Origin of the sequence: Aquimarina rubra (assembly GCF_042684305.1) — a bacterium.
Lineage (GTDB): Bacteria > Bacteroidota > Bacteroidia > Flavobacteriales > Flavobacteriaceae > Aquimarina > Aquimarina rubra.
On sequence record NZ_JBHULE010000022.1, the window covers coordinates 123,119 to 136,603 of the forward strand.

16 protein-coding genes are annotated in these 13,485 nt (G+C 31.6%); all 16 read right to left on the minus strand.

The annotated features are described in order from the left end of the window. The gene (locus ACFSR1_RS19000) at positions 1-630 is read right to left on the minus strand and encodes a class I SAM-dependent DNA methyltransferase (protein WP_378294633.1); all 630 of its coding nucleotides are present in this window, start codon (positions 628-630) and stop codon (positions 1-3) included. Between the two features lie 331 nt (positions 631-961). Continuing rightward, positions 962-1,813: a hypothetical protein gene (locus ACFSR1_RS19005; RefSeq protein WP_378294634.1), complete on the minus strand. Its 852-nt coding sequence runs from the start codon at positions 1,811-1,813 to the stop codon at positions 962-964. An 80-nt stretch (positions 1,814-1,893) separates the two neighbouring features. Next, on the minus strand, positions 1,894-2,619 hold the full coding sequence (locus ACFSR1_RS19010; RefSeq protein WP_378294635.1) for a hypothetical protein: 726 nt from the start codon (positions 2,617-2,619) through the stop codon (positions 1,894-1,896). Between the two features lie 111 nt (positions 2,620-2,730). Continuing rightward, positions 2,731-3,402, minus strand: coding sequence for a DUF4386 domain-containing protein (locus ACFSR1_RS19015; RefSeq protein ID WP_378294636.1), 672 nt, complete (start codon positions 3,400-3,402; stop codon positions 2,731-2,733). 153 nt (positions 3,403-3,555) lie between these two features. Then, positions 3,556-3,864 carry a CPBP family intramembrane glutamic endopeptidase gene (locus ACFSR1_RS19020; RefSeq protein ID WP_378294637.1) on the minus strand — a complete coding sequence of 103 codons (309 nt, stop codon included), beginning with the start codon at positions 3,862-3,864 and terminating at the stop codon, positions 3,556-3,558. Positions 3,865-4,365: 501 nt separating this feature from the next. Next, positions 4,366-5,808, minus strand: a complete 1,443-nt coding sequence (locus tag ACFSR1_RS19025) for an amidase (protein WP_378294638.1) — start codon at positions 5,806-5,808, stop codon at positions 4,366-4,368. 149 nt (positions 5,809-5,957) lie between these two features. After that, positions 5,958-6,548: an HD domain-containing protein gene (locus ACFSR1_RS19030; RefSeq protein ID WP_378294639.1), complete on the minus strand. Its 591-nt coding sequence runs from the start codon at positions 6,546-6,548 to the stop codon at positions 5,958-5,960. A gap of 48 nt (positions 6,549-6,596) precedes the next feature. Beyond that, a complete protein-coding gene (locus ACFSR1_RS19035; RefSeq protein WP_378294640.1) occupies positions 6,597-6,977 on the minus strand; it encodes a nuclear transport factor 2 family protein in 381 nt (126 codons plus the stop codon). A 135-nt stretch (positions 6,978-7,112) separates the two neighbouring features. Further along, on the minus strand, positions 7,113-7,643 hold the full coding sequence (locus ACFSR1_RS19040; protein WP_378294641.1) for a hypothetical protein: 531 nt from the start codon (positions 7,641-7,643) through the stop codon (positions 7,113-7,115). 249 nt (positions 7,644-7,892) lie between these two features. Further along, positions 7,893-8,396 (minus strand): hypothetical protein, encoded by a 504-nt coding sequence (locus ACFSR1_RS19045; RefSeq protein WP_378294642.1) that lies wholly within the window; start codon positions 8,394-8,396, stop codon positions 7,893-7,895. A gap of 150 nt (positions 8,397-8,546) precedes the next feature. Then, positions 8,547-9,584, minus strand: a complete 1,038-nt coding sequence (locus ACFSR1_RS19050; protein ID WP_378294643.1) for a hypothetical protein — start codon at positions 9,582-9,584, stop codon at positions 8,547-8,549. 113 nt (positions 9,585-9,697) lie between these two features. Beyond that, complete coding sequence (locus ACFSR1_RS19055; RefSeq protein ID WP_378294644.1) at positions 9,698-10,453, minus strand: hypothetical protein; 756 nt, start codon at positions 10,451-10,453, stop codon at positions 9,698-9,700. A 236-nt stretch (positions 10,454-10,689) separates the two neighbouring features. Next, positions 10,690-11,502 carry a hypothetical protein gene (locus ACFSR1_RS19060; RefSeq protein WP_378294645.1) on the minus strand — a complete coding sequence of 271 codons (813 nt, stop codon included), beginning with the start codon at positions 11,500-11,502 and terminating at the stop codon, positions 10,690-10,692. Between the two features lie 205 nt (positions 11,503-11,707). Next, positions 11,708-12,109, minus strand: coding sequence for a hypothetical protein (locus ACFSR1_RS19065; RefSeq protein WP_378294646.1), 402 nt, complete (start codon positions 12,107-12,109; stop codon positions 11,708-11,710). Between the two features lie 87 nt (positions 12,110-12,196). Further along, positions 12,197-12,784, minus strand: a complete 588-nt coding sequence (locus tag ACFSR1_RS19070; protein ID WP_378294647.1) for a DUF1877 family protein — start codon at positions 12,782-12,784, stop codon at positions 12,197-12,199. Between the two features lie 82 nt (positions 12,785-12,866). Then, entirely contained in the window at positions 12,867-13,346 is a 480-nt protein-coding gene (locus ACFSR1_RS19075) for a hypothetical protein (protein WP_378294648.1), read from the minus strand. Positions 13,347-13,485: the final 139 nt, after the last annotated feature.

Sequence of the window (13,485 nt, forward strand, 5' to 3'; positions counted from 1 at the left end):
TCAGTTTTTCTTTCTGAATACAAAAGATATAAGTCTTGGTATTTGCTTTTCAGAAGCATCATCAAACCATTCGTTTATTTCCAGCAATTCAAAGTCATTATGTTCTGCACTGTCAACATAATCAGAAATGTGATGTATAAAAACTTTTAACTCCTCTACTCCGTTTTCAGTCTCGAATTTTGCTTTACTTCCTACATATTGTTTAAAAGGATGCAATTCACTAATAAAGAAAATCCCATTTCCCATCAGCTTCTGATGTGCCTGATAAAAAATATGGTTCAAATCATCAATGTGTTCAAGAGTAAGACTTGAAGTTACCAGGTCTGCGAATTGATTTTCGATTTCCCACTCTTTGTTAAGATCGGCTTTTTTGAATTGAACGTTACTATCGGTTATCTTCTCTTTGGCAATATTTAACATCTCCTGAGAGAAATCGAGTCCGATCACTTGCTCGGCTTTACTTAATAACCAGCCAGTATTCTTTCCAGTTCCACACCCCAGTTCTAACACATATTTAAACTTGTATTTCGATAAAGTATCAATAGTCGCTTTTATATCTAAATCACGAGTCTTATTTTCATTCGTGTCGTATTGCGCAGCCCAAGCGTTATATGCTTTTTCTATACTCATTTCTATTTCTTCTCTATTTTGGTTTTCATATTTTTTTCAGTTTAGTCTTATACTATTCTAGTTCGTGTTCATTATTGATTCTTGCGATTTCAATAGCATCAAATGTATTCTAGAAATTCTTAATATCACTTGTTTCAAATTTGGCATATTGAGAGTCTTGTTAGAAAGATTTGTCTTGCTGATTTAGAGTTCAATAAAGGACTACAACTATCAAAATATAAAATAAAAAGCAGTTATAAATCAAAAGATTAAGAGGAATTCGCTAAAAACTCCACACTTTGGGTTAACCACTCAAACCCAAATTAATTGTAATCATTGTTACGCATCCTTTTTATTCAGTTACATATTCAAAATCAGTATTTCTCATCAGCCAAGTGATTGCTATAGAATATCCGATAATTGGAGAAATACCATAACCTAAGAGCGGTACAGGGAAGTTGCCAAATAAAGTGGATAGTAAAACGACACTAAAATATACCCCTAGGCTTACACAAATTGATTTATTTTTTTCTGTTTTAAAAATAAAAAAAGGTATTGGTAATAGTATTAATGAAAAAACACTGAATATAAACCAGGTTATTCCCATTTCCTTTGTCATTTGAAGAATCTCCTCTACATAATCAACCGATGGTAAATCATCTAAAAAATACCAAGTCCAAACGCTTGCCATTAAAGGTATAGCTAATATGACATATTGTACTTTTTTGGCAACATATTTTTGCAGAATAAAAAGTGATGCCAGTGTAAATGCAGTTACTTTAGAAGCGTCTGGTTGAAATGATAATATTGCAATAATTCCAAACGCTAGTAATGTTATAATCCACCAATTTTTAAAATTCAGATTTTTTTCTAATTCAACTAACAATAGAGGCAATACAATACTACCAATATTTAAATTGATAACGCCAATTGATAGCCACCTGTATACGTTACTAAAACCATTATCAATAAACGTTATAAGTAATAATAGAATACCAACAAGAATAATTATTGAGCTATTTAATTTTAAAAATATCTTTCGAGAAATGATAAAGTATGAGGATATACTTACTAATAATAATACTCCAAAATTTTGCAACCATAAGTTGGAGGAAATGTTATGATGATACATTGTAAAAATTCCTAAAAAGATAGAAGGAATCATAATTATAGTAGGTAGAATAGAACGAAAAATTGTTCTCATATTTTACTTTATTTCAGAAAAGAGTTTCGTTTAAAATGCATGTAACACTTTGTCTATGTGTTAGTTGTGCCCGAAAGGAGCTATTGCTCATATACCATAATGGGTGCTTTTTCTTTTATAAATTTTTCAAATATCGGTTTTTGGTCATAACTGAAAGCCATCGCTCTTGACTGAAAAATCATCAATTTATTTCTAATCCTACAGAAATATGGATTTGTATTGAAATAAACGATAAATCCGGGTTGCATAATTTGATTTAAAGCTTTATCTGCTTGATTTTCAGTTTCAAATTCCCATTGCTCAATTACTCCATCAGAAATCCAATCACTAGCTTCTTTATCTCTGTAAAAATAACCCCAAATATTTTTAACTCCTTTAAATAATTTAAAGTCTAACGAATCAAAATGACTTTTAAAAATGTCTGTGTTATATGTTTTATTCAATTGGGTATTTTCAAAATTAATTGGATAAAAAGGTCTACCATTAAAATACTTTACTTTTTTCCTTTCCAATTCTCCATAAATTCCTACTTTTTTTAGTCGATTAGTGTCCGATACCCATTGAATTTTTTCAATATCAATCACAAATTCCTGAAGTTCCGTGCAAGGAGCATTGCTAATACCCCTTTTTGAAATTGAATCTACTTTTTCTGGTTCAACCTTTTTCGTTAATTCAATTGTGTCCGTTTCTATTTCAACAATAGTTTTTTCAATTCTTTTAGAGGATATAGTATCACTTTTAGCATTGTTTTCAATACAACTCCAAAGTAAAAATGAGATTAGTATCGTTATATTTAATTGTTTCATTTCTAAATTGCACCTAATTTAGCAAATACAAACCGAATAGAAAATCCGTGATGATTTTCGTAAGTAGGCTAAAGTTAGCAATTAATTTTATAAGGCGTTAACTGTAGTTTTTTATATTTCAGTTACTTTTTTCCATTTCTCAATATTCAAACCTTTAATCAAAAGCCATAACATCAATAACAGTTCAGAAATATGGGTGATAATTAGAAAAGGATTTGTCCAAAGAGAAGATTCGAAGTTAGGAATTAGAAACCCTTGAAAAAAATGAATTAAATATCCAAAACACCCAACCATTAAAAATATACCAAGAATTTTCGGCAAGTATTTAGACTGATATATCAGAAGTCCAAGTGGAAACAACCAAAGTCCGAAAAATATCGAGACAATTAATCCACCGTGTTTATGTACTGTTAAAAAAAACATCATTTCTTCGATATCATTGTTGGCTAGAAGAAAAGCGTCAAACTGGTTGAGCTGGTTCAGCATAAAAAGAGGAACAGGAATCAGAGCTAATATTAACATAATCATTGAAAGATTTTTGTTAACAGGTTTAAGAATTCGATACAAATTAAATGCATAAAAAATAAAAACGGTTTCCATTATCAAACTACTTATAAAACCAATACGAAATAATGATTCATAATTTATAAAATTATTTGCAGTTGCAAATTTATCCTCGTAAGATATAAGTTTTGAATTGACAGAGTGGGTGAAGGAACCAGATACAAGTACAATAATTCCAATTAGTCCAGTAATTCTGGTATTTTTTTTTGTTGGTTCCATTTGGTTGCTTATTTGGTCTAAGATTTAGACGAATAAAATAGATATTTGTTACCAAGAAGGATTTTTCTGAAATTACAGCTAACGTTTCTTTTATGTTGCGTTTGCCTGCCGAAAGCGGCATATGCAATATACAAATTGTTGGTGTTTCTTTTTTTACACAATATAGCTAGTTAAATTCCAAAATAAATGAAACATTATTGATGGAATTATGGATTTTGATTTATAGAACAACGTTCCAGATATTATTCCTCCAAATAAAGTTATATAAGATCTGTGAAAGCTAAAATCCATAAAATCATAAAATAAAGAAATGAATGGGATATGAATAAAAGCAAATAAGATTGATGTAAAAATTATTGCCTGATAGGGTTTGTAATTTATTGTTAGGCCATCTTGAATATATTTTCGAAAGAAAAGTTCTTCTGTGACAGGTACTACCAGAATCGAAGCGATTACACTCAAAGATGTTAAATTGTCTAGAGTAAAATGATAATTGAAAAAATCCGTTGAATTTTTTCCATAATAAATAATATTGAGTAACGACTAGAGAAAAACAAATCCAATTCCCAACAATATTGAAAAAATATAGAATTTGCTTTCGGTTTTATCGAAAATTAACAAATCAGAACGTTTAATTAATTTAAAAATTATTATCAAAATTATTAGTGTTATTAGAGTGTTAATCAAATGTGAAGCTTTGAAAACATCAAGATATTGTTCTTTTTCTGGTATTAAAAAAATCCATAATCCAATTAATTCCAAAGAAATAAAATATAGAATGGTTAGTAAGATTGATTTAGGTAAATTCATTTTTATAAATGTACACCAACGGTATTGTATATGAAAAGTAGCGGTTTTTGTACTACGTAATATTCCAATTTGGATTTTATTTCTTAAATGTAGAAAATTGAACTCGATTATACATCAGCCTCTATTTTATATAGGATACGTTGTTGACAATAGCTAGATTCCATTGGGTTTTACAAATCCTTTAATGAATTTAGAGACCAATTTTGTAAAATGTAACATATCTGGTTCACTCCAATAGCGTCCTACTAACTGAATTCCTAAGGGCAATCCTTCTTTCCCTAATCCCAGCGGAATATTCATGGCTGGGTGACCACTTCCATTAAAACAGGCATTAAAAGGCCAAACATAATTAATGTAAGTAACGGCTTTGTCGTTATAATGGATTGGAGTACCGATCTTGCATCTTTTATAGGCCGGTCCAAAACCAATCGGACAAACCAGAAAGTCGAAGTCATCGAAGTGCGTCTCCCATTCTTCTATGATTCGGGCCCTTCGCCCTTTTAGTTCTGAATAATCAGTAAAAGTATCCACGAACTTCCAAAAATCTGTTTTCATTCCTTTCAGAAATCCCCTTCTCAGTGACCACATCATCAAAGGTCTTACGAACCAGGGTACATCCTGAAGGATCATTTGAAAGGAAAGCTTACTGAATACGTCCAATGAACGTTGATGTAAATCATTTCGGAGCGGTGAATGCATCGTTTCTACCCCTTTGCCGTTCAGGAGGGAAACGAAATTTCTTATAGTATCCTTAGTTTGTTGACTGGTCTCATATCCTGGCCAGCTATCTACCCAGCCAACTTTGTAATCCTTCAGCATTTTCTTTTCTGGCTTGCTCCAAGCAATCGGTGGAATTGATCTGTTGCTTTTGTCTGGTCCCTGTAATATGGTCCACAAGAGTTCTAGATCATCGAGTGTTCTCGCCATTGGGCCGGGGACAGCCATTTCAAAAAGGTATCCTCTTGCATTTTTTGGTTTGGGTGAAAGCCCATGCCCAGGGATCGTATTTTCAGTGGGCTTAAGGCCATAAGTGCCACAAAAATTTGAAGGTATCCGAATGGATCCACCCATATCGCCACCGAGTTCAATAGGAACCATCCCCGAGGCTAATGCAGCCGATGCTCCACCTGAACTTCCACCCGGAGAATATTCTGGGTTGTACGGATTCTTACCATCCAGATAGATATCACCACTGATCTGATAGTCCAGAAGATCTTTAGCAACATTGGTTTTTCCAATGATTATAGCACCAGCATCTTTCAATCTTTTCACGACTAAAGCGTCTTCCGGAGCTTCCCAGTCCTTAAAGCGGTTGCTGTTCAGGGTACTCTTGGTACCTTTTACCCAAAACTGTTCTTTTACCGTCATTGGAACACCATGTAAAGGCCCCCTAAATTTACCTGCCTCAGCCTCTCTATCGCAGGCCTCTGCTTCTTTTACCGCTTGCTCCTCTAACAGTACTACGATGGCACCGATCCTTGGGTTATGTTTATGAATATGTTCAAGATGTGATTGCAAAATAGCAGATGAGGTAGCCTCCCTATTTCGAATCAGACTTGCCAGTTCAGAAGCAGATTTAAATAAATAGTTATTCATTTATTCTTAATTATTGCCACGTCTCTTGTATGGTGCGTTGCGGGAAATCCAACTACGATTTTCCGCCGTAACCGAAAGATAACTAATTGCAATGAATCCAATTAGGAATTCAACTGCAATGAGCCATACGCGTTGTTTGTAACGATATTTTATTCAGCTAATATGCCTTTTTTTACACTATCATTCAAAATGTTTTTGGTGAAATCCCATAATTTTTCGGAACCTTTTTTTATAACTTTTTTCTTTTCAAAAACCGTCTTGTAGTTAACTTCAAATTCTTTCCAAGTTCCTCCGTTATTTGAAGCATTTTGCAAAATTGGTTCGAGATTATCCACTGATTTTGCGAATTTTGCCTCGTTAGAAGTTCCGTTCTCAAATTCAGACCAAACTTCAATAAATTCGGTTGCTTGCTTTTCTGGAAGGATACCAAATATTCTTTCCGCACACTTCTTCTCTTCTTCGGTATTATCGTGACTTTTTTCCTTGTCATACAAAAAGGTGTCTCCGGCGTCAATCTCCACTATATCGTGTATCAGTACCATTTTGATAACTTTCAATAAATCAATTTTATTGTCTGAATATTCACTTAAAACTACAGCCATCATAGCTAAATGCCAACTATGTTCAGCATCGTTTTCTTTTCTATCACTATTGAAAAGTTTAGTCTTACGTTGTATGTATTTGATTTTGTCAATTTCTTTAATGAACTCTATTTGCTTTAATAAATCTTCTGTAATCATTTAAATCTGTTGCTTTTTTGTATGTGCCCAACACTGTTGTATACTGTATTAACTTTTGTCAGATATACTTTTGATTTTTCCGTTTTCAAATTCAAACTCTGACTTTCCTTTTAGTTCTAATGTGTCTCCTGACTTCATTCCGTTTGGTAAATCAATTGCCAATACTGCTTTGTAATCAATATTAATAGAAACTTTCGAATTATTAAAATTCCAGGCAGTTATAGTTTGTTTCCTTTCTTTGAAATATTGCTTTGCTGATTTTGCTTGTTTTTTGAATTCATTTATTCCTTCAGTTCTTAAATCAACATTGCCATTAGAAATATTTTCGAATACAGTATTATCATTCAGGTTTTTTACCATTCCATTAATGTCAAAATTGTTGTATGAGTCTACATAACTTTCAATTATTTTTTTCTGATGTTCTTTCATAGTGCTTTTATATTGACAACTCAAAGTTAGAATTAGTAATAAAGTTAGCTTTAGATATTTCATTTCGGTATTTCTAATATTGTTGCCAAAGTCTCGGCTAAACGGCCTAGCCATATTTTTATAGCTATCAACATTTTAACCTATGTTGTGCTTTCGTTTTCTTATTTTTTCAGACAATTTTACCCAACGATTTTGACGATGTCTATAAAATATTTTTGCCCACATCACAATTATCGGAGTCAAAATACCGCCATATACCTCAACCTTATCTTCATACAGTATTTTATCTCCGTGTTCAATCTTTTTCATTGATATTTTGTGATTCCATACTTTCGCTGTTTTATCATATTCATTTGTAATAAGAGTATGATTTTCGTTATCTATTTTTATGAATTTCAGAACGTGAATTCCTCCGAGCGGTAAAAAGCCAAAAAATAACATTCGTGTTTTAACTTCCATACCTTCCTTCCAAGTGTCTGGAAAATTTTTATTAACTGGAACAAATCTTATCAATCCCTTCGCAACGTATTGAAGCAAATCACTCGTTTTGACTTTCTGCCACGCTTCCTCTATATTTATCGGCATCTCTTTTTTTATAGTTATCGCTTTTCCTTTTACAATTTTTCCCTCGTAAAAAAGCTCAGTATCATCTATCAAATTATTCATAACACGAGTTCTTTTCGTTGTTCTATTTTTTATTTTTCTAATGTCACGTCCTAAAATACGGCTACAGTTATTAATAAAATTTAAGCGGCATTAAGATGCATGTAATTAGGTGTTTTATTAATTTAGATGAGTTTTTATCAGAATTAGTTTTTAATTCTCGTATTAAGATTTTTTATGATTTCATCAAAACCGGTCCATCGAGGTGCAAAACTTTTATTATCAGTTATTTCTATAAACCCACTTGCCATATTAATTTTTACTTTTTATGTATTCATTAGAAGCAAGTTCAATCCACTTATCAGAACTTAAAGTAAATTCATTTTTCAATTTATCCGATCCTTTACTCATTACAAAATTAATTAGGACGTGACTCCTTCTTTTATATTCTGTAAGTCTTTCTTTGTCTGTATTATAATTGTGGGATATCTCTGAGTAATGATTGTTTAGTGCCTCTGCATTAAATTTTATTGTTTCCAGAGAGCCCCAAATATTTTCATTCATTTTTTTTGAATAATAAGAGTCCGGAAACCATAATTCAAGAATATCATATAACGAATATTCATATCCATCATTTAAGTTAATAAGAGACAATTCCACAGCTCCATGATCACAGAAGAAATATAATTCCCAAACTCGATTTCTGTATCGAACACAATGATCTTCTTCTTTTTCAATTAATTCAAAGTTATTTTCCTCCGCAAAGATTTGCATTTCTAACTCTACTTGTTCAGGAAACTCTTTATAACTATACATTGGTTCCTCAATTATTGCTAACAGTTTTGTGTATGATTTAGTTGCCTATTTAGCACTTTACTTTGCAAGTACACAACAAGCTGAAAATCCTCAAGGATCTTAAGCAGTTGGTGAGAACAAGTAATTACTTACAGCCATTGTTATTCGCTGTTATTTTTCTTTTGATTCGTATAGATATTCACTTGCTTTTCGGCTCATTTCCTTATAATCGTGTCCTACATTTGGAACAATTACTAATTTCCAATTAAATTCCAAATTTGATTCAAATGCTATTTTTTTTGATTCATTATAAAAATATATTCCTCTTTCCAATCGATGAAGTCCTTGCTTGTCAACTTCAGGTGAGCGCCTCAAATCCCCCCTTGTTTCATTGGCATCATCTTTTTTTCCTAGAAAAATCACAAGATTCTTGCTGAAATCTAATCTATTAGATGATTCTTGAATGTTTCGAATTCCATAAGGAAATGTATCCGAAATTGTTGGGATTGTGTACCAACCAGAGTTTGAAGCAAGAATTCGGTCAGCTTTATTATTGGGTTTGAATATTGCAAGTCTATGTAGTATTTGTCCGCCAGCTGAATGCCCAAACATATCATATTTGTTGGCAGTTAAATTCAGATTCGATTTTATAGTGTTAAAAATTCTATCAAAATCTTCAAATATCCATTGTTCTTTGTTTTGATTAATTTTGAATGTTTCGTTTTGAACGTCTACATCATAAATCATTCCCCCAAGATTGTAGCTCCAAAACTGAGGATAATGTTTTTCCGAATATTCGGGTGAAATAACTAATAAACCATATTTTTCAGATGCTTCTTTCCAAGCATTTCGATAGTCTTTTCCATTTCTTCCGGCACCAGGTAAAATAAAAATGACCTTTGAATCCTTTGTGAATTTTTTTGGTTTGTGATAATGAAGCAATATAGTATTCGATTTCTCATAACCACCCTCTATCAAAAATTTCCCCGAACCATCTTGGATATTGATGTCATTTACAACCATATTCAAATCAGCTTCCAATTCTGACTTTAAAACAAGTTCCATTTTACAATTCGGGCAGGTTCCAGCTTTTGAAAAAGTTAATTTGTCACATTCCAAATCGCAAGGTGGACAAACGTAATTACCCTTTTCATTTTGACAAGATGCTATCAAAATCATAAAAAAAAGAAGCATAATTTTTGATTTCATATATGTTTATTTAATTGCGCATAACCTCAAATATATGAATCGGAGCAAGGCAAATACCCCTGAACCAATTGATTTATCTGCGCATTTTTATTTCTTAATCAATTTATAAAAATTTAGCGCCACTGCAAAAAGGAAATGACTTTTCGATCTAGCATTAAACTTTGCTCAGGTTTTACATATAATGTTGTTTGCAGTGATTTTTCCACTTTATATATCAATTCATAATCGTGAGCTGTTACCAACATTGGGATTTCTGTCCAATCTTTATTCTTATTTTCAATGAATGTATGTTTAAATAACTCTTGAAGTTTTAGAATAATAATGAGTTCACATATTTCCATTGATTTCTTTTCGTTTTCATCTTTTTTTTCAGAATTCTCCATATAGTTTTTAAATGCACTTTGAAGCTCTTCAAAACCTGTTATTGTCAAACTATTTTCAGAGTCAAATTCAAAATCACAAAGCCAATCTAAATCTTCGAGGTCAATTCCGTTATAAAAGTCAAATGCAAATAAATCAATAAACCATAAGTCATAATTGATACTAAACCCATTCATTTCACAATAAACTGCTTGTAAATTCCTGTTTGGATTAAATTCAATTTCTTTCTCTTTTTTACCAAATATTTTTTTAAGGAAACCATCTTTTTTTTGTTTAGGCTTCTTTTTAAAATAATTGGAAGCAGAACTATTAAAACTCTCCAAATAAATCGCCAAATTAGGTTTTAGGTGCAATAGGTTTTTATTTAGTACTTTATGAAATTCAGTAGTTGGAAGTTCATTCAATTTACTTTCAGATAGTTCAATTGCTCTTTCAAGTTTATTTTCTTGAAGTAATTCCGATAATTTGTCTAATAATTCAAAGTTCATATTTTTTTATGAGGTCGGCTTTAATTGCACATAACGTTTAATATATGGCAAGTTAGGCAGAAAACAAGCGATTACTTTAGGTATAGCCACAAGCCAAATCTTTTTTATTATGTTTTAATTTTTCTCTTTTAATACCAAATCAAAAGATTTGGCGACTTAGCAAATAGACAACAACTTTTCAGATAAACACTAATTGCCCAATTTGCTATATATAGTGTTATGTACTTTTACTTCTTCTAAAACATTATTCCACAATCATATTCCATCAGCACAGTTTTTTTATATTCCTTTAAGATATGAGGCCATTTCTTGGTTATACTAAATTTTCTCTCAATAAATCCATCCCAAGGTCCTAACGTAACGATTCTTATACTTACAGAATCTTTGTGGTGTATTTTTATTTCAGGTAAAGGGTCAATTGATAAAGCTTGAGACTTTTCCTTACTTGAAAATTTATAATAAAAATCATCTTCTAATTCAGTCAATTCTTTTATTCTTTCCTTAGAAGTAATCAAATCAAGCTGTCCATAATTGGAATGCCAAAACTGACAGTAGTTATCCCCTAGTAGTGCGAAAATCAAAAATTGAAAGTACCCAGAATCCGATTTTATTTGAATTGGGGTTAAGTAATCAACAGAGTCTTGATAGTCAAATAGCTTTTCAGATACATTCCAGTCTGTAATTTGCCCATCAAGTTCCTTAACAGATTTTGATAGTTCGTCCTTAATTTTCATTGCGAGCGAATCGTTTCTTTCAAATGCCAATATTAAGGGTCTACCAGCATCTCCAAAATGTCTGTAATGAGATTCAAGAGACCAATTCGAATCAATTGTAAGTTGGTCAAAGTAATTGAGATAACTTTCAAAGTCTAAGTTACAATAATAAGTACTATCTTTTTTCTCAAGTTTGAGGCCAGCAAGGTTTTGTAATTGAACTAAACCGTCAATAAACTTTTCATAATCATTGGCAGGTTGTCGTTTTTCTTTTTGAGTGCACGACAAACCAGATACTAAAATGGTTAATATTAATATGGTTTTAAGTCTATCCATTATTGTGCATAACGCCAAATATATGAATCGGAGCAAGGCAAGAAAGCCTGAACCAATCGATTTATCTGCGCATTTTTATTTCTTGTTTAATTTATAAAAATTTAGCGCCACAGCAAAAAGGAAATGACCTTTCGATCTAGCACTAAATTGCTCTGATTTCATATATAATGTTACCAGGTTTTTTTTAAGACCTTATTAGTCAATATTACCAGATAACATTTTCAGTGTACACTTTTCCAATATATTCATTAAAGTCTCTAATTTTTAATTTCGATTCGGTTATAATATTGAACTTCCAAATAGCAGAGTGATCACTCCAAGGATCAGTCAATATTTCCACTTCATTTTCCCCAGTTTGCCTCATACTATGAGTCCATTTCAGATCTTCGTCTTCTAATTCAGTAAGTTTTTCGTTTTTCCAGAGTATTATTTTTTCACCGCCAGCAATTAACCATTCATTAGATAATCCAATTAAACCACAAGTAGCTTCACCATAGATTGAAGTCCTCCACAGTTCTCTATTACTATCTTTTTCAAAAAGGAAAACATCTTCATATTCTTTAAAAAGAACATACAAATCTGTTTCATCTATTGGTTTTATATCCATTTTGTTTTATTGCTGGTAACGTTTCTTGTATGTTGCGTTTGCTTGTCGAAGGGAGCATATGCAATATACAAATTGTTGTAGAGCGTTTTAATTTTTAATTATTAATACGTATCCGCTTACTTTAATAGCTTCATTTAAAAAGAATTTTAAATTGATGAATACTTCTTTAATATTTCCTTTATTATAATCAATTTGAGTTATTTTATATACCCCAAGTTCTTCCATCTGTTCAAAATCATAGTGTTTCATTAGATCACTAAATTCAATTTTCTCAATTAATTTAGCTTTTTCTATTAAAATTTCTTTGCTCCAATATTTTAAAGTTTGGCCTTGACCTCCCACGGATTGTTTAAACTCTATACCTTCATTAAAGAAAGAATAGTTATAGTCGGTTATATATCTTGAGATTAGATAATCCAAAGCGTCATAACTCCTATTAGAGTCAAAGTAGTATTTATAATCAAATTTATTGTTCGGATAATACTGTAATAATGTTCGAGCATCTTTTTTAAATTCTATCCAATCAGGATGTCCAAAATCATAAAAATCAGCTTTAAATGCACTTGGTAAAGAAAATATGATACTGGGATATTCAGATTCACTTTTTTCAATTGCTTTAGAAAAGATATTTTTCATCTCAATTGGCACAGCTGTCATTGATAAATCTAATCCCATTATTTATTCTTTATGCTCTACAACGGTAAATATAACAAACGTTGCTGACCCGAAGGGGGCTGCAATGTTTTGTTATATGGTGTTAGATTGTTTTTTTATATTCTTCTATTATTTCATCATTCGAACGATACCACCCTAATCTTACAGAATCAAATTCATCTTTTCCTTCGTGTCTATACACTCCAATTGTTTTCAGAGTTTCATTTATCGAATCTTCTACAAGAACTGCTCCTGGTCGTACTTTAGGATTTTCAATTCCGTCAAATGAGATTAGGGGACCGATAATTCTTTCTCCGTTATACCAAGCTTCTGATATTTGGACACCTGGTCCTCCAAAGTAATCAGTCTCAATATAGGCGCATTTCCCCTTGAACGACAATTCTTTTAAAATTTTACGCGTTTCTTTGGTCAATTCTTCATATGGTTCCAGTACAGAATCAGAATAATTAGGTCCATATTTATTTTGAAATGGAATCAAATGATAATTTCCAACCAAAATTAAATTTGGAAGTTCTCCATCATATTTAAAACTTGTTATTATCCCATTTATCGTATGTGCCATTTCAATTCAATCTAACGTTTAGTATATGTGTCGTAGCAAGGCAAAATGTTACCTTATCGTTGACACATCTGCGCAAACTTTACCTTATTATGATATTTTTACTAGTCTTGCGCTTTCCTAAATATACACAAACCATTTG

Coding starts and splice junctions, on each gene's coding strand:
- ACFSR1_RS19070 (WP_378294647.1), bottom strand. CDS start 12,784: ATGGGATTAGATTTATCAATGACAGCTGTGCCAATTGAGATGAAAAAT.
- ACFSR1_RS19015 (WP_378294636.1), bottom strand. CDS start 3,402: ATGGAACCAACAAAAAAAAATACCAGAATTACTGGACTAATTGGAATT.
- ACFSR1_RS19025 (WP_378294638.1), bottom strand. CDS start 5,808: ATGAATAACTATTTATTTAAATCTGCTTCTGAACTGGCAAGTCTGATT.
- ACFSR1_RS19010 (WP_378294635.1), bottom strand. CDS start 2,619: ATGAAACAATTAAATATAACGATACTAATCTCATTTTTACTTTGGAGT.
- ACFSR1_RS19065 (WP_378294646.1), bottom strand. CDS start 12,109: ATGGATATAAAACCAATAGATGAAACAGATTTGTATGTTCTTTTTAAA.
- ACFSR1_RS19050 (WP_378294643.1), bottom strand. CDS start 9,584: ATGAAATCAAAAATTATGCTTCTTTTTTTTATGATTTTGATAGCATCT.
- ACFSR1_RS19035 (WP_378294640.1), bottom strand. CDS start 6,977: ATGAAAGAACATCAGAAAAAAATAATTGAAAGTTATGTAGACTCATAC.
- ACFSR1_RS19075 (WP_378294648.1), bottom strand. CDS start 13,346: ATGGCACATACGATAAATGGGATAATAACAAGTTTTAAATATGATGGA.
- ACFSR1_RS19005 (WP_378294634.1), bottom strand. CDS start 1,813: ATGAGAACAATTTTTCGTTCTATTCTACCTACTATAATTATGATTCCT.
- ACFSR1_RS19055 (WP_378294644.1), bottom strand. CDS start 10,453: ATGAACTTTGAATTATTAGACAAATTATCGGAATTACTTCAAGAAAAT.
- ACFSR1_RS19045 (WP_378294642.1), bottom strand. CDS start 8,396: ATGTATAGTTATAAAGAGTTTCCTGAACAAGTAGAGTTAGAAATGCAA.
- ACFSR1_RS19060 (WP_378294645.1), bottom strand. CDS start 11,502: ATGGATAGACTTAAAACCATATTAATATTAACCATTTTAGTATCTGGT.
- ACFSR1_RS19040 (WP_378294641.1), bottom strand. CDS start 7,643: ATGAATAATTTGATAGATGATACTGAGCTTTTTTACGAGGGAAAAATT.
- ACFSR1_RS19000 (WP_378294633.1), bottom strand. CDS start 630: ATGAGTATAGAAAAAGCATATAACGCTTGGGCTGCGCAATACGACACG.
- ACFSR1_RS19030 (WP_378294639.1), bottom strand. CDS start 6,548: ATGATTACAGAAGATTTATTAAAGCAAATAGAGTTCATTAAAGAAATT.